The following is a 16,709-nucleotide window of genomic DNA, read 5'->3' on the forward strand; positions in this document are numbered from 1 at the left end:
ACCTATTCTATATATCAAAAAAAAATAACCGTATCTCATTTAAAAGAGATACGGTTATTTTTACATACTTCATATAAAGCAATTATAGTTTTATTCCTTTTGGAAGTTTTCCATCTGGACTAATTAATGCTGCAGAGAACTCATCTGTAAACATGTTACGAATTAACTCATCAACATTTTCTTTTGTTACAGTGTTTACACTTTCAATAATCTCATCAAGTGAACGATGCTTACGAAGTAGCAATTCATTTTTACCATTGCGGCTCATACGGCTATTCGTACTTTCTAAACTTAACATTAAGTTTCCTTTTAATTGCTCTTTACTATTAATAAGCTCTTTTTCTGTAATACCTGTATTTTTCAATGTTTCTAATGTTTCCTGCATTGTGTCATACAGTGTATCTAATTGTTTGCTACCTGTTCCACCATACAGCGTTAACATACCTGTATCTTCATAAGAAGAATGGTAAGAAAATACTGAGTAGGCTAACCCGCGTTGCTCACGTACTTCTTGGAATAAACGGCTACTCATGCTACCACCTAAAACGTTATTTAATACGATTAAGTTATAAATATCTTCGTGTCCCATTTGTAAGCCTTTATATCCTAAACATAAATGAGCTTGTTCTGTTTCCTTTTTACGTGCTACCTTATTAAAATGGAAAATTGGGCTATGTACTTGTTCACGATTTGTTGTTCCTTCATAGCTACCGAAATATTGCTCTACCGTTTGTAAAAAGGCTTCATCAATATTTCCTGCAACTGAAACAACGACATTTTCAGGTGTGTAATGATCCTTGATATATTGGCGTAGCGTATCACCTGTAAACGTATCAAGCGTTTCTTCTGTTCCTAAAATAGGATATCCAAGCGGATGCGTTTCATATGTTGCTTTTGTTAACATATCATGCACAATATCATCTGGAGCATCTTCGTACATTTTAATTTCTTCACATACGACATTCTTCTCTTTTTTCAGTTCTTCCTCATCAAATGTTGAATTAAAGAACATATCTGCCAATACATCTAAAGCATATTTAGCATGCTCATCAAGCACTTTTGCATAGTAACAAGTGTATTCTTTTGAAGTAAAAGCATTCACTTGCCCACCAATGCTATCAAATGATTCTGCAATTTCGCGTGCACTACGTGTTTCCGTTCCTTTAAAGAACATATGCTCTAAAAAGTGGGAAACCCCGTTATTTTTTTCATTTTCATTTCTTGATCCCGCATGGATCCAAATACCAATCGCAACCGATCTTACGGTTGGTATATTCTCCATAACGATTCTTACACCATTTTTACAAGTATATTTTTTAATCAAAAACTTTCCTCCTACTGCCAGTTTCTCTAAATAAGTGCTATTATTTAATGATAACAAGTTTAAGGATGAATGTCATGCAAATGTATTTAATCCACACGTTTTTCATCCAGTAATTCTGTTATATTCCCTACTTTATATCCTTGTTCCTTCAATTTTGTAATCATTGTATCTAATGCTTCTGCTGTAGATGAAGTTGGATGCATTAATACGATAGCACCTGGATGTATTTTTCTCATTACTCTCTGCAATAGTACATCTGGATCCGGTCGCTTCCAATCAATTGTATCGACAGTCCACATGATGGTTCCCATTTGAAAATCATCTGCAATTTTCACGACTTCATCCCGAAAACTTCCACTCGGCGGAGCAAACCATCTCACCTTTTGATTCGTAGCAGCTTCAATCATTCGATTTGTTTTTTGTAACTGATCTCGTATTTCATCAGACGATAGCGTTTTCATATTAGGGTGTGTGTAAGAATGATTTCCAACTTCTTGATTTGCATCAACAATCATTTTTGCAAATCGCAAATTTTCTTTCACCCAGCGTCCTTCTAAAAAGAAAGTCGCCTTCACATCATGTTTTTTCAATATCTCTAATATACGCGGCAAATACTCGTTTCCCCATGCCACATTTATTGTTAATCCCACCATCTTTTTATTTGGATGTCCCCTATAAATTGGAGCTGGTGATAAATCTTTTAAGTGGACACTCGGTGATACTTCCTTGAACTCAAGATTTCTTTGATCAAATTTCTTTAGCTTCTTCATATTATTATAGGATGCTTCGATATCAACTTGTCTTCCATTATATCCCGGTGTCGATTTCCATATTTTATCAATCATCGCATTTTGAGGTGCAATCTCATATTGTTTTGCATGTTTTTGAATTTCTTCATACAAGTCATCCTGTGCAAAAACGGAATAAGAGCCTACACTGACATATAAAAAAAATATACATATGTATGCCAATATACGAACTTTCATATAAACCCTCCCATTAACTATATAAAAACCTTTTTTCTTCTTATCTTTGTTAATTTGAGCGTTATAATGAAAACTATACCTATACTGACATAAAAATATATGTAAATCATATTTTTTACATAACAAAAAAAGCCAGTTTAACTGGCTTTTACTTATTGCTGCTCTTGTTTGTTTTCTTCTTTAGCAGCTTCTTTTTCTTGCTCTTCTTTTAGCAATACTTTTCTAGATAGATTCACACGACCTTGCTTGTCAATCTCGATAACTTTAACTGTAATTACATCACCGATCTTCACAACGTCTTCTACTTTACCTACACGCTCAAGTGCAAGTTCTGAAATGTGAACTAATCCATCTTTACCGCTGAATAATTCAACGAAAGCACCGAATTTCTCAACACGCTTCACTTTTCCTTCGTAGATTTCACCTACTTGTACTTCGCGAACGATATCTTCGATAATTTTCTTAGCTTTGTCATTCATTTCTTGATTTATTGAAGAAATGAATACTGTACCATCTTGCTCGATGTCAATTTTAACGCCAGTTTCTTCAATAATTTTATTGATTTGTTTACCGCTCGGCCCAATAACGTCACGGATTTTATCTGGGTTAATTGTCATTGTAATAATCTTTGGAGCGTAAGCTGATAATTCAGTACGTGGCTCTGCAATAACAGATAACATATGATTTAGAATGTGCACACGACCAACTTTCGCTTGTTGTAATGCCTCTTCTAAAATTTCACGAGATAGACCATCGATTTTAATGTCCATTTGCAGTGCAGTTACACCTTTTGCTGTACCTGCTACTTTAAAGTCCATATCACCTAAATGATCTTCCATACCTTGAATATCAGATAAAATTGTATAATGCTCACCAGTTTTAACTAGACCCATTGCAATACCTGCAACTGGAGCTTTAAGTGGAACACCAGCATCCATCATTGCTAAAGTACTACCACAAATACTTGCTTGTGAAGTAGAACCATTTGATTCTAAAACTTCAGATACAAGACGTACTGTATATGGGAAATCTTTTTCAGATGGAATTACAGGCTCAAGAGCACGTTCTCCTAGTGCACCGTGACCAATTTCACGACGACCTGGTCCACGCATTGGTCTTGTTTCACCAACACTAAATGATGGGAAATTGTAATGGTGCATAAAGCGTTTTGATTCTTCTACACCAAGACCATCTAAAATTTGCACATCGCCTAATGCACCTAATGTACAAATACTTAATGCTTGTGTTTGTCCACGTGTGAATAAACCAGAACCGTGTGTACGAGATAAAATACCAACCTCTGATGCTAATGGACGGATTTCGTCACCTTTACGGCCATCTGGGCGGATTTTTTCAACTGTAATAAGACGACGTACTTCTTCTTTTACAATTTTATATAAAATCTCACTTACTTGTCCTAATGTATCAGCGTCAGCTTCCTGCGCTTCGTAATGCTCAATTACACGCTTTTTCACTTCGTTAATTGCATCTTCACGTGCATGTTTCTCATGTACTTGAATTGCAGAATGCATATCCTTCTCAGACATTTCACGTACAGCTTGATTAAGATCAGCGTCAACTTCATAAAGTTTCACTTCTGATTTCTCTTTACCTACAGCTTGTACAATCTCTTCTTGGAATGCAATTAGACGTTTAATTTCGTCATGTCCAAACATAATTGCTTCTAACATTGTTTCTTCAGGCACTTGATCTGCTCCTGCTTCAACCATGTTAATTGCATCTTTCGTACCAGCCACAACAAGGTGAATATCACTTTGTTCTTGCTGTTCTACTGTTGGATTAATAACGAATTCGCCGTTAATACGACCAACTGTTGCACCCGCGATTGGGCCTTCAAATGGAATATCTGAGATCGATAACGCTAATGAAGAACCAAGCATAGCTGCCATTTCAGAAGAACAATCTTGATCAACACTCATTACAATGCTGACAACTTGTACTTCGTTACGGAAACCATCTGCGAAAAGTGGACGAATTGGGCGGTCGATTAAGCGACTTGCCAAAATTGCTTTTTCACTCGGACGACCTTCACGTTTAATGAAACCGCCAGGAATTTTTCCGACTGCATATAAACGCTCTTCATAGTTTACTGTAAGTGGGAAGAAATCTACATTTTTTGGTTCTTTTGATGCAGTTGCTGTAGATAGAACCGCTGTATCGCCATATCTTACTAATACTGCTCCGTTCGCTTGCTTCGCAAGCTGACTTGTTTCAACTGTTAGCTGGCGACCAGCTAAATCTATCGAGAAGACTTGCTTTTCTTGACTCATTTAAGTACCCCTCTCAATTTAAAGTATTCAATTCTTCTATGTAAATGGATAGTATATCACAATATTCTACCTCTAGTATTACCGAAAATGAAGTAAGCTATAAAGGGTAGAAGATATATTTTTACCTAACAAAAAAGCGGGAATATTCCCGCTTCTTTGACTATCGACGTAAGCCAAGCTTTGTGATTAATTCACGGTAACGTGTGATATCGCTATTACGAAGGTAAGTTAGTAAGTTACGACGTTTACCAACCATCTTTAATAGACCACGACGTGAATGATGATCTTTCTTGTGAGTACGTAAGTGCTCGTTTAGAGTGTTAATTTGCTCCGTTAGGACAGCAATTTGAACCTCTGGAGAACCAGTATCAGTCTCATGAGTTCTAAATTGTGCAATGATTTCATTTTTACGCTCTTGTGTTAAAGCCATCCTATTTCACCTCCTATTAATTAAACCCCCAATTACCTAGCAAGCGTCGGTGAGTCGCAATGCCAAGCAATGGTTGTCATAAAGTACATAACATAGAATACTACTTTTCATTTGAAAAAGCAAGTATATTCTTTTCGTTCGCAAAATATTCTTGTGCTGTTTTCTTATCTTTTGCAATTTGTTCAACTAACTCATCGATGCCATTGAATTTCTTTTCTTCTCTTATACGCATATGCCACTCTACTGTAACATTTTGATCATATATGTCTTTGTTAAATTCAAATAAGTGCACTTCAATAGATAATTGACGCTCATCTTCTTTAAAAGTTGGTTTATACCCAATATTACATACACCATCGTACCATTCATCGTGAACTTTTAATCTCACTGCATAAACACCTACAGGTGGTAATAGATACTCATCACTTAAACCTACATTAGCTGTGGGAAAACCAATTTGGCGTCCACGCTTATCACCGTGTACAACCGTTCCCCCTACTGTATATGCTCTACCTAAAATAGATGGAATTTGTTCCATTTCACCATTTCGAATTAACTTTCGTAATGCTGTAGAACTTACTTTCTCTTCTTGAAATTCAACTTTTTCAATCACAGTCTGTGTAAACTCCCCTCTTGCATGAAATGGTAAAGTCTCCATCTTTCCTTTTCCTAAACGTCCATATGAATAATCAAACCCTGCTACTACATGCTTTACATTTAAACCAATAATATAATCATCTACAAATTGTTGTGGCAATAAGCCTGCAAACGATTCATCAAATTTAATAACATATAATATATCGATCCCTAAGTTTTCGACTATTTTTTCTTTATCACACATTGGTGTAATATACTCCGCATGCGCTTCCTTTTTTCCTAAAACAACAGATGGGTGCGGATAAAATGTCATAACTGCACTTTTATATCCTCGTTCATCCGCTATTTGTTTCGCAGTTCGAATCACACATTGATGTCCTAAATGAATGCCATCAAAAAATCCTAATGCCATTACAGTAGGCGGTAATTCTAATTTTTTTTGTTCATGTGGATGAGTTAAATGAATAAGTTTCACGCTTGAATTCACCTTTTTCTGTAATAATCCTTCCAATAATTCATTATAGCTTTAGTTCTTGATTATTCACAAGTACTTTCATCGGCTTTAGCATACCAAGGTGTTTTGGATGGTGCTCAAAAATTGCAAGGCAGCGATTATTTTTATCAAACACTGTTATAAATGGCGCTGTTATTTGCAATTCATTTTTTAAGAACATACCATTCTTTATTTTCTCTGCTTGCTTTTCATCTACAACCATTTTCGGGAACTTACTTAACGCTTCATCAATTGAAATGAAGATAGACTCTACTGTTCCATTTTGCACGTTTTCTTCAATTTCTTCAAATGATATGCAATCTTCTAATAAAAATTCACCAGAAGCTGTTCTTACAAGGTGAGACATATGTGATGGAAAACCAAGTTTTTCACCAATCATTACTGCTAACGTTCTTACATATGTCCCTTTACTACACGTTACACGGAAACGGAATGAAATATTTTCCCCCTCAAATACTTCACGGTCATCTAGTAATACAAATTCATGAATTGTAATTGTACGAACTGGACGTTCAACTTCTTGTCCTGCTCTTGCATATTCATATAATTTTTTTCCGTTAACTTTTACAGCTGAAAACATCGGAGGCATTTGTTCAATCGTACCTGTTAATGCAGCAAGAGCTCCTTCTACTTCCTTACGAGTAATAACACGATCTACATTTTTCGTTTCAACAACTTCACCAGAAGCATCTTCAGTTGTTGTTGAAAACCCAAGTGTTACTTCACCTTCATATGTTTTCGTCTCACTTGTTAAAAATTGTGCAATCTTCGTTGCTCGTCCCACGCAAATAGGTAATACTCCTGTTACATCTGGATCTAATGTTCCAGTATGACCAATTCGTTTCTCACGCAATATCTTTCTTAATTTAAATACACAATCATGTGATGTCATGCCTTTTGGCTTATGTAATAATACTACACCTTCCATATATGTTCACCTCATCATAATTCTTTCATAGTAATTATCCAAAATTTATTTTGCATTGAAAAAATGGATAGACAAATGTCTATCCATTATTCTTCACGTTTACCGTCTTTATTAATTTGATGTAAAAGTGTATCAATTCGATGACCATATCCGATAGACTCATCAAACTCAAAGGAAATTTCCGGTGTTTTACGAAGACGAATACGCTGGCCAATTTCTGAACGAATGAAGCCTTTTGCCTTCGCTAAACCCTTTAATGTACTTTCTTTCTGCTCTTCATCACCTAAAACAGAAATATATACTGTAGCAATTTGTAAATCTCCACTCACTTGTACATCTGTTACTGTAACAAATCCAACACGTGGATCTTTAATTTTACGACTGATGATGTCGCCTAATTCTTTTTTCATTTGCTCGCCTACACGGTTTGCACGTAATTTCATAACTCTTCACCTCATTCAATACCATTCCAATTGTGTTATTGTACGTTCAATTTCAGGAAATGAATCGATGTACTCGAGTACACGATTCATTTCTTTTTCACAAATAACACGATTAGAGGATACAGAAACAATTGCAATTTCTGTACGTTGCCATACATCTTGATGCCCTACTTCTGAAACAGCTACATTATAACGCTGCTTCACACGAGTTAGCACCCGTTGCAAAATTGCTCGTTTCTCTTTTAAAGAATGCACATCGTAAATCATACACTCGAATGAGAGTGAAGCGATAATCATCGCTTCACTTCTTCCATAATGTACGCTTCAATGATGTCCCCTTCTTTAAGATCATTATATCTTTCAATTGTAATACCACACTCATAGTTTTGTGCAACTTCTTTTACGTCGTCTTTGAAACGTTTTAACGTATCAAGTTGTCCTTCGAAAATTACTACGCCATCACGGATAATACGCACGCCACTATCACGTGTAATTTTACCGTCAATTACGTAACAACCTGCGATTGTTCCAACTTTTGTTACTTTGAATGTTTGGCGTACTTCCGCTTGACCGATTACTTTTTCTTCGAATTCTGGATCCAGCATACCTTGCATTGCTGATTCGATTTCTTCGATTACTTTATAGATAATACGGTGTAAACGAACATCAACATTCTCTAATTCAGCTGTACGCTTCGCATTCACATCAGGGCGTACGTTAAATCCAATTACAATTGCATTAGATGCAGAAGCTAAAATAACATCAGATTCTGTAATCGCACCTACGCCTGTATGGATAATTTTAACTTTAACACCTTCAACATCAATTTTACGAAGTGACGCTGCCATTGCTTCTACAGAACCTTGTACGTCTGCTTTCACAATTAAGTTAATTTCTTTTACATCGCCTTCTTGGATTTGTTGGAATAAATCTTCAAGGCTTAATTTAGATTTTTCACCACGTTGAGCAAGTAACGCTTCTTGTGCACGTGATTCACCGATTTGACGAGCTTTCTTCTCATCAGCGAATGCCATGAAACGATCTCCCGCTTGTGGTACTTCGTTTAAGCCTGTAATTTCAACAGGAGTCGATGGACCAGCAACTTTTACACGACGACCAATATCACTTACCATTGCACGAACACGTCCGAATGAAGTACCAACAACGATTGGATCTCCAACTCGAAGTGTACCGTTTTGAACAAGTAATGTCGCGATAGTTCCTTTACCTTTATCAAGCTGTGCTTCAATTACAGTACCAGCTGCATAGCGGTTTGGATTTGCTTTATATTCTTCCACTTCACTTACAAGAAGAATCATTTCTAGTAAGTTGTCAATTCCTTCACCTTGAATTGCAGAAATTGGTACGAAAATTGTATCTCCGCCCCAAGCTTCTGGAACTAATTCATATTCTGTTAATTCTTGCATTACACGATCCGGATTTGCCGCTGGTTTATCCATTTTATTCACAGCTACAATAATTGGTACTCCAGCTGCTTTCGCATGGCTAATCGCTTCAACTGTTTGTGGCATAACACCGTCATCAGCTGCAACAACAAGGATTGTAATATCCGTTACTTGCGCACCACGAGCACGCATTGTTGTAAATGCCGCGTGACCTGGTGTATCTAAGAACGTAATTTTCTTATCATTTACATCAACTTGGTATGCACCGATATGCTGAGTAATTCCACCAGCTTCGCCTGCAGTTACTTTTGAATTACGGATAGAGTCAAGTAAAGTTGTTTTACCATGGTCAACGTGCCCCATAATTGTAACTACAGCTGGACGCTCTTTTAAGTTCTCTTCATCATCTTGCTCATCGATGAATGTTTCAAATTCAGTTTCACTTACAACTACTTCTTCTTCTACTTCAATACCATAATCAGTAGCAATTAACTCAATTGTATCTTTATCTAAGTCTTGGTTAATTGTTGCCATAATTCCTAGCATGAAGAGCTTCTTAATAATTTCAGATGGCTCTTTGCTTAATTTTTTAGCAAGTTCACCTACTGTAAGGCTTCCAGAGAAAGTAATTTTATCTGGTGTTTCTACTATTTGCGTTTGTTGTCTTCCAGCAAAGTTATCTTGACGTTTGTCTTCAGTTCCTTTGCCTTTTTTCTTCTTCTTATTGCTGTTCTTTTTACTGCGAACAACTTTTTCTTCTACTTCAAACTCATCTGCAACAGAAGGTTTTTCCGCTTCAGTGTCATATTCATTATCTAATTTGTTTACTACTTCATCTTCTAACATTGTCATATGATTCGAAACCTCGATATTCATCTCTTTTAGTTTTGTCATAAGATCTTTACTTGAGATATTATTTTTTTTTGCATATTCATGTACTCGAATTTTACTCATACCTTCACCCCCGGTAATTTGTATCGAGCATGCTACGTAGCTTTTTCGCAAAGCCTTCATCTAACACAGCTACAACGACTCGCTCGTCTCTCCCAATCGCATGCCCTAATTGTTGTCGATTTTCGACTTTTTTCATTGGTACGTTGTAGTACGTCGTTTTATCAGTGATACGTTTTGTAGTGTTCGCTGACGCATCTTCAGAAAGCAATACGAGCTTCGCTTTACCACTTCGTACTTCTTTTAAAACGAGTTCTTCACCCGAAATGAGTTTTCGAGCGCGATTTGCTAGTCCTAAAAACGATTTCCAATCGGACACTTATTTCGACTCCTTCTCAACAAGCTCAAGAAGCTCTTCGTATAGAGAACCGTCGATTTTCGCTTTTAGATGATGTTCCAAAACATTTTTCTTTTGGGCTTGAAGAATACTTTCTTTATCTTTTGATAAATAAGCACCTCGTCCTGATTTCTTTCCAGTTAAATCAATGGACACTTCTCCCTCTTTGGAACGAACAATGCGAACGAGCTCTCGTTTTGATTTCATTTCTTGCGTTGCAACACATTTTCGTAACGGAACTTTTCGATTGCTCATACTCATCACCTCTATTCGATTTCGTCTTCAACTGAATCGAATCCGAATGCGATTACGCTATCTTCTTCTGTTACAATACCAAGTTGTTTCGCATCAGACTCACTCTTAATATCAATTTTCCAACCTGTTAATTTAGCTGCAAGACGTGCATTTTGTCCACGCTTACCAATAGCTAATGACAGTTGGTGGTCTGGAACAACAACAGTTGTTGCTTTTTCTTCTTCATCTACAAGCACTTTAACAACTTGTGATGGGCTTAAAGCATTTGCAACATATTCTACTGGATCATTTGACCAGCGAACGATGTCAATCTTTTCGCCTTTTAGTTCGTCTACAATGCGTTGTACACGTTGTCCTTTCGGTCCTACACAAGAACCTACTGGATCAACATCAATGTTCTCTGCATGTACAGAAATTTTAGAGCGATCGCCTGCTTCACGTGCTACAGAACGAATTTCAACAGTTCCATCATAAATTTCAGGAACTTCCATTTCGAATAAACGTTTTAAAAGACCAGGATGTGTACGTGATACGTAAATTTGTGGTCCTTTCGTTGTTTTTTCTACTTTCGTAATGAATACGCGAATACGATCATGTGGTTTGTACTGTTCGTTTGGCATTTGCTCACTTACAGGTAATAAAGCTTCTACTTTCCCTAAGCTTACATAGATGAAACGAGCATCTTGACGTTGTACGATACCCACCATGATATCTTCTTCACGGTCACTAAACTCAGAGTAAATAACACCACGCTCTGCTTCGCGCACTCGTTGTGTTACAACCTGTTTTGCAGTTTGTGCTGCAATACGACCGAAATCTTTTGGTGTTACTTCAATTTCTAGTACGTCACCATCTTGATAGTTTGGATTAATTTGTCTTGCTTCTTCAACAGAAATTTCAAGACGTGGATCAAACACATTATCAACAACGTCTTTACGTGCTAAAACTTGAATTGTTCCCACTTCTGGGTTAAAGCTCACACGAACGTTTTGTGCTTGGTTAAAATTGCGTTTATAAGCAGAGATTAACGCTGCTTCAATCGCATCAATAATAATATCTTTGCTAATTCCTTTTTCTGACTCTAATACGAGCAAGGCATCTAACAACTCAGTGCTCATGAAGATCCCCCTTCTAACTAAAACGTAACAGCAAGTCGCGCATTTGCAACTTTATCCATTGGAATTTGGATTTCTTTTTTACGTGTTTTAATTGTTAATAATAGTGTAATTGTAGTACCGTCGTAGGAAAGTAGCTTTCCTTCAAACATTTTTTCACCATCAATCGGCTCATATGTTTTAATTGCCACTTGTTTTCCTACCGCTTGCTGGAAGTCTTTCTCTTTCTTTAATGGGCGTTCCGCTCCAGGAGATGATACATCCAAAAAGTAAAGATGAGGAATTGGATCCTCTTTATCTAAAGCTTCGCTTAAACGTTCACTTACCGCACCGCATTCTTCAATGTCGACTCCCTTTTCAGAATCGATGAATACGCGTAAGAACCAGTCTTGTCCTTCTTGCACATACTCTACATCTACAAGTTCAAGATTTAACTCTTCAACGATTGGCTGCGCAAATGCTTCTACAACTTCTGTGACTTTCTTATCCATAAACAGCCTCCTTCCTGCCGCCATGTACCATTTACAAGAAAAGACCTCCGTTCATAAAAACGGTCCATCTTATTCTTTCTCGTTAGCTAACAAAAGCCCCTGCCATTTAGCAGGGAATATCTGTCTTAGTATTACCAAATTTAAGAAGTAAAACTTGTAACAAAATATGTATATACGACAGAAATTTCTTACCTCTCCACATCAATAAAACGTAGATAGTAACACGAAAGAGTGGGTTTCCCCACTCTTTTTTTTACACAATATACATGACATGGTTATCTCGGTTAATAGTATACCATAGCAAATGTTGATTTGCAAAGACTTTTCCTACCTATTAGAACAGTGATAACTGGTTTTGATCAGGTAGATCGCCTAAGCAACCTTGACTATCTAAATACTCAATAATTGTTTTCGAAACCTTACTGCGCTGCTGTAAATCTTCTTTTGATAAGAAATCTCCATTTTTGCGTGCTTCTACAATACTTAAAGCTGCGTTTGTACCAAGTCCAGGCACTGCATTAAATGGAGGAATTAAAGTATCCCCATCAATAATAAATTCTGTTGCATGCGAACGGTATAAATCAACCTTTTGGAATGAGTATCCACGCTCACACATTTCAAGTGTCATTTCTAGTACTGTCAATAAACTTTTCTCTTTCGGCGCTGCATCCAAACCTTTTTGCGCAATTTCATCAATTCTTACACGTATAGATGCTGAACCTTTCGCCATCGCCTCTATATCAAAATCATCTGCACGAACTGTAAAGTATGCCGCATAGAATAGAAGCGCGAAATGTACTTTAAAGTATGCAATACGTACAGCCATAAGTACGTAAGCAGCCGCATGGGCTTTAGGGAACATGTACTTAATTTTCTTACATGAATCAATATACCAACCTGGTACATTATTACTTTTCATGTCATCTTCCCATTCTTCTGGTACACCTTTACCTTTACGAACTGACTCCATGATTTTGAAGGCTAATGATGGATCTAAGCCTTGATAGATTAAATATACCATGATGTCATCACGACAACCGATAACTTCACTTAGCGTACATGTACCGTTATAAATTAACTCGTTTGCATTACCAAGCCATACGTCTGTACCATGTGATAGTCCAGAAATTTGGACTAACTCAGAGAATGTCGTAGGTTTCGTCTCTTCTAACATCTGCCTTACGAATTTCGTACCAAACTCTGGTATACCAAGTGTACCTGTTTTACAGTTAATTTGTTCTTCCGTTACCCCTAATGATTCTGGGCCTGAGAAAATTTTCATTACTTCTGGATCGTCTGTCGGGATGGTTTTCGGATCAATACCACTTAAATCTTGTAACATACGAATAACAGTCGGATCATCGTGTCCTAGTATATCAAGTTTCAATAAATTATCATGAATGGAGTGGAAATCAAAGTGTGTTGTTCTCCACTCAGCCCCTATTGAATCCGCCGGAAACTGAATTGGTGAGAAATCAAAGATATCCATGTAATCTGGCACAACGATAATACCACCTGGATGCTGTCCGGTTGTACGTTTTACGCCCGTACATCCTGCTACTAAGCGGTCAATCTCTGCATTTCGAATCGTTAAATTATGATCATTTGCATAACCTTTTACATATCCATAAGCCGTTTTTTCCGCAACTGTACCTATTGTACCCGCACGGTATACATAATCTTCACCGAACAATACTTTCGTATAGTTATGGGCACGTGGTTGGTATTCCCCGGAGAAGTTCAGATCGATATCGGGTACCTTATCTCCTTTAAATCCAAGGAACGTTTCGAACGGAATATCATGTCCATCTTTCACGTATGGAACATTACATGCAGGACATTCTTTATCCGGCAAGTCAAAACCAGAACCTACAGAACCATCATTAAAGAATTCTGATTGCTTACACTTCGGACATACATAGTGTGGTGGTAATGGGTTTACTTCTGTAATTTCCATCATCGTTGCAACGAATGATGAACCTACCGATCCACGCGAACCTACTAAATATCCGTCTACTAACGATTTTTTCACAAGCTTATGTGAAATTAAATAAATTACGGCAAATCCATGCCCAATAATACTTTTTAATTCTTTTTCTAAACGCGCTTCTACAATTTCAGGTAACTCTTCACCATAAATGCTACGCGCCATTTTATAACTCATGTCACGCGTCTCATCATCTGCACCTTCAATTTTCGGTGTATATAGATCATCTTTCACTGGATGAACATCCCCAATTAATGATGCAACCTTTTGTGTATTCGTTACAACAATTTCTTTCGCTACGTCTTCACCTAAGAATGAAAAACACTCTAACATTTCATCCGTTGTACGGAAATGTACAGGCGGTAATGAATGTCGGTTTAACGGATTGGCTCCGCCCTGCGAACTGACTAAAATTTTGCGATACATCGCATCCTCTGGGTCTATATAATGCACGTTTCCTGTAGCAACAACTAGTTTATCTAACGTCTCACCTAGTTTTACTAAGTTAGAAATAATTGTTTTTAATTGCCCCTCATCTCGAACAAGTTCACGCTCTACTAAATGACGTAACACCTCTGGAGGCATTACTTCAATGTAATCATAGAACTGCGCAATTTCTTCTACCTCTTCAGGAGCTTTTTGCATCATCGCCTCAAACACTTCACCTTTATCACAAGCCGTTCCTACTAAAATTCCTTCACGATATTTTTTTAATAGTGACCTTGGTACTCGTGGTACACGGTAAAAGTAATTTAGGTGAGAATAGGAAACAAGTTTATATAAATTTTTCAATCCTACATCCGATGTCGCAAGTAACGTCATATGACTTGGACGTCCACGCTTATACGCATCCCCTTGCCCCATGCTATCATTTAATTGATCGTGATATTCAAATCCCTTTTCAATCACATCTTTTAACATTTTCACAAGTAAGTATCCCGTTGCTTCTGTATCATAAATCGCACGGTGATGTTGCGTTAATTCAATATCAAGCTTTTTACACATCGTGTTTAATCGATGGTTTTTCATTTCCGGGAATAAGAATCTTGCAAGTTCTAACGTATCAATAACAGGATTATTCGTTTTTTCTAATCCAGCCTTTTTAAAACCTACGTTAATAAAACCCATATCAAAACTTGCGTTATGAGCAACAAGTGTATGGTCGCCCATCCATTTTTCAAACTTTTTAAACACTTCGTCCACTTCTGGTGCATCCGTTAACATATCATCTGTAATACCTGTTAATTCAATAATCGTCGCAGATAATGGTTGATGTGGGTTTGCGAAAGATTCAAAGCGGTCAATAATTTCGCCGCCTTTTACTTTTACAGCCGCTAACTCGATAACAGTATCATATACAGCTGATAAACCTGTCGTCTCAACGTCGAAAACAACATACGTTTCCTCTGCAAGTAAACGATGCGCTTCGTTATATGCAATCGGTACACCATCATTAACTAAATTCGCTTCTACACCATATATAACTTTAACCCCAGCCTTTTTACCCGCAGAATATGCCTCTGGGAAAGACTGCGCAACAGCATGGTCTGTAACAGCGATTGCCTCATGTCCCCATTTCCCTGCTTGGGCAACAAGTCTAGAAACAGGAGTAACAGCGTCCATTTGGCTCATCGGTGTGTGAAGATGCAGCTCTACACGTTTTTCACCTTCTGGCGCTTTATCTTTACGAGACGGTCCTGTTATTTCATTTATATCATTTGCAATCATTACTAAATCTCGAACGAATGTATCATTTTGAACAGAACCACGCGCTTTCACCCACATTCCTTTTTTCAAGGACTGCAACATTGGAATATCTTCTTTGTCACGTGAGAACATTTTGATCATAATAGAATCCGTATAATCTGTTATTTTTAAAGTTAATAACGTACGACCACTACGAAGTTCTTTCGTTTCTACATGGAAGACATACCCTTGAACTGTTTTTCTTCTTTCTTCATCTTGAATTTCTCGCATCGGTGTAATCTCTTCGTCTGGCTTAATAAGATACCCGAGTGTGACCGGTCCTTCATGCACAACGCTACTTTCTTCAGCTTGCTTCTTCGCCATTTCTTCCATAGCTTGTATAACACGTTCACGATCTTCTTGCTGCGTTTGCTCACGAAACTTTTGCATTTCTTCTGTATTTTGCTGTATATGTGTGTCTAACTGAAAACGCGGGAATCCAAAAGTTTCGTATTGATCCCCTACTGGTTTCGCTACGTTTTTCTTTAAAGCAGTAGATTCCAGCTCATTATTCACATTTATTAGCAACTTCACTCCATTCACCTGCGGAAGCTGCTTCTTTAAGTAAGCAAACATAGGTGAAAATGTAATTCGTTCCGTACAAAGTGGCCAATACGCCCTCACTTCTTCTTCTGTAAATTGTTTATTCTCTGTTTCTAATGCAAATGTTGTTCTTGCAATATGAGAAAATGATTGCTTAAGCTTTGTTTCTAGCAATTCATATAATTCTGTAGGCAAAATACGTGGCACTTGTAAATCAAAATGCCAACTTTTATTCACTTTATCAATAACGAGCCTTTCAATACCACCACCTTGTAAATATTGATTTATAAGGTCGTCTGGTATTTGCAACTGCTGGAGCAAGATTTGAAATCGCTCTTGTTGTTCGTTTGTTAAAGACATAAGCA

14 protein-coding genes are annotated in these 16,709 nt (G+C 37.2%); all 14 read right to left on the reverse strand.

The features are described from left to right. Window positions 1-82: 82 nt before the first annotated feature. Window positions 83-1,324, reverse strand: coding sequence for a M16 family metallopeptidase (locus tag KZZ19_RS18495; RefSeq protein WP_237979325.1), 1,242 nt, complete (start codon window positions 1,322-1,324; stop codon window positions 83-85). A gap of 86 nt (window positions 1,325-1,410) precedes the next feature. Next, window positions 1,411-2,310 carry a polysaccharide deacetylase family protein gene (locus KZZ19_RS18500; RefSeq protein ID WP_237979326.1) on the reverse strand — a complete coding sequence of 300 codons (900 nt, stop codon included), beginning with the start codon at window positions 2,308-2,310 and terminating at the stop codon, window positions 1,411-1,413. Window positions 2,311-2,462: 152 nt separating this feature from the next. Then, on the reverse strand, window positions 2,463-4,601 hold the full coding sequence (pnp, locus tag KZZ19_RS18505; protein WP_046957398.1) for a polyribonucleotide nucleotidyltransferase: 2,139 nt from the start codon (window positions 4,599-4,601) through the stop codon (window positions 2,463-2,465). A gap of 160 nt (window positions 4,602-4,761) precedes the next feature. Continuing rightward, complete coding sequence (rpsO, locus tag KZZ19_RS18510; RefSeq protein WP_001229392.1) at window positions 4,762-5,031, reverse strand: 30S ribosomal protein S15; 270 nt, start codon at window positions 5,029-5,031, stop codon at window positions 4,762-4,764. Window positions 5,032-5,131: 100 nt separating this feature from the next. Then, window positions 5,132-6,103 carry a bifunctional riboflavin kinase/FAD synthetase gene (gene ribF, locus KZZ19_RS18515; protein ID WP_088097483.1) on the reverse strand — a complete coding sequence of 324 codons (972 nt, stop codon included), beginning with the start codon at window positions 6,101-6,103 and terminating at the stop codon, window positions 5,132-5,134. A gap of 43 nt (window positions 6,104-6,146) precedes the next feature. Further along, window positions 6,147-7,070, reverse strand: a complete 924-nt coding sequence (truB, locus tag KZZ19_RS18520; protein ID WP_237979327.1) for a tRNA pseudouridine(55) synthase TruB — start codon at window positions 7,068-7,070, stop codon at window positions 6,147-6,149. A gap of 86 nt (window positions 7,071-7,156) precedes the next feature. Beyond that, a complete protein-coding gene (gene rbfA, locus KZZ19_RS18525) occupies window positions 7,157-7,513 on the reverse strand; it encodes a 30S ribosome-binding factor RbfA (RefSeq protein ID WP_000776445.1) in 357 nt (118 codons plus the stop codon). A gap of 15 nt (window positions 7,514-7,528) precedes the next feature. Beyond that, a complete protein-coding gene (locus KZZ19_RS18530) occupies window positions 7,529-7,810 on the reverse strand; it encodes a DUF503 domain-containing protein (RefSeq protein ID WP_000582364.1) in 282 nt (93 codons plus the stop codon). After that, window positions 7,807-9,873, reverse strand: a complete 2,067-nt coding sequence (infB, locus tag KZZ19_RS18535) for a translation initiation factor IF-2 (protein ID WP_237979328.1) — start codon at window positions 9,871-9,873, stop codon at window positions 7,807-7,809. The genes KZZ19_RS18530 and infB overlap by 4 nt, the downstream gene beginning before the upstream one ends. Before the next feature lie 4 nt (window positions 9,874-9,877). Beyond that, window positions 9,878-10,189: a YlxQ family RNA-binding protein gene (locus tag KZZ19_RS18540; protein ID WP_001286527.1), complete on the reverse strand. Its 312-nt coding sequence runs from the start codon at window positions 10,187-10,189 to the stop codon at window positions 9,878-9,880. Next, the gene (rnpM, locus tag KZZ19_RS18545) at window positions 10,190-10,462 is read right to left on the reverse strand and encodes an RNase P modulator RnpM (protein WP_000071127.1); all 273 of its coding nucleotides are present in this window, start codon (window positions 10,460-10,462) and stop codon (window positions 10,190-10,192) included. It abuts the gene before it with no gap. A gap of 11 nt (window positions 10,463-10,473) precedes the next feature. After that, on the reverse strand, window positions 10,474-11,580 hold the full coding sequence (gene nusA, locus KZZ19_RS18550) for a transcription termination factor NusA (protein WP_000102596.1): 1,107 nt from the start codon (window positions 11,578-11,580) through the stop codon (window positions 10,474-10,476). Between the two features lie 17 nt (window positions 11,581-11,597). After that, the gene (gene rimP, locus KZZ19_RS18555) at window positions 11,598-12,068 is read right to left on the reverse strand and encodes a ribosome maturation factor RimP (RefSeq protein ID WP_000359098.1); all 471 of its coding nucleotides are present in this window, start codon (window positions 12,066-12,068) and stop codon (window positions 11,598-11,600) included. A gap of 334 nt (window positions 12,069-12,402) precedes the next feature. Further along, a complete protein-coding gene (locus KZZ19_RS18560; RefSeq protein ID WP_237979329.1) occupies window positions 12,403-16,704 on the reverse strand; it encodes a PolC-type DNA polymerase III in 4,302 nt (1,433 codons plus the stop codon). Window positions 16,705-16,709 lie beyond the last annotated feature (5 nt).

Source organism: Bacillus thuringiensis, assembly GCF_022095615.2.
GTDB lineage: Bacteria > Bacillota > Bacilli > Bacillales > Bacillaceae_G > Bacillus_A > Bacillus_A cereus_AG.

Coding starts and splice junctions, on each gene's coding strand:
- KZZ19_RS18500 (WP_237979326.1), bottom strand. CDS start 2,310: ATGAAAGTTCGTATATTGGCATACATATGTATATTTTTTTTATATGTC.
- pnp (WP_046957398.1), bottom strand. CDS start 4,601: ATGAGTCAAGAAAAGCAAGTCTTCTCGATAGATTTAGCTGGTCGCCAG.
- rpsO (WP_001229392.1), bottom strand. CDS start 5,031: ATGGCTTTAACACAAGAGCGTAAAAATGAAATCATTGCACAATTTAGA.
- truB (WP_237979327.1), bottom strand. CDS start 7,070: ATGGAAGGTGTAGTATTATTACATAAGCCAAAAGGCATGACATCACAT.
- rbfA (WP_000776445.1), bottom strand. CDS start 7,513: ATGAAATTACGTGCAAACCGTGTAGGCGAGCAAATGAAAAAAGAATTA.
- KZZ19_RS18530 (WP_000582364.1), bottom strand. CDS start 7,810: ATGATTATCGCTTCACTCTCATTCGAGTGTATGATTTACGATGTGCAT.
- infB (WP_237979328.1), bottom strand. CDS start 9,873: ATGAGTAAAATTCGAGTACATGAATATGCAAAAAAAAATAATATCTCA.
- rnpM (WP_000071127.1), bottom strand. CDS start 10,462: ATGAGCAATCGAAAAGTTCCGTTACGAAAATGTGTTGCAACGCAAGAA.
- nusA (WP_000102596.1), bottom strand. CDS start 11,580: ATGAGCACTGAGTTGTTAGATGCCTTGCTCGTATTAGAGTCAGAAAAA.
- rimP (WP_000359098.1), bottom strand. CDS start 12,068: ATGGATAAGAAAGTCACAGAAGTTGTAGAAGCATTTGCGCAGCCAATC.
- KZZ19_RS18560 (WP_237979329.1), bottom strand. CDS start 16,704: ATGTCTTTAACAAACGAACAACAAGAGCGATTTCAAATCTTGCTCCAG.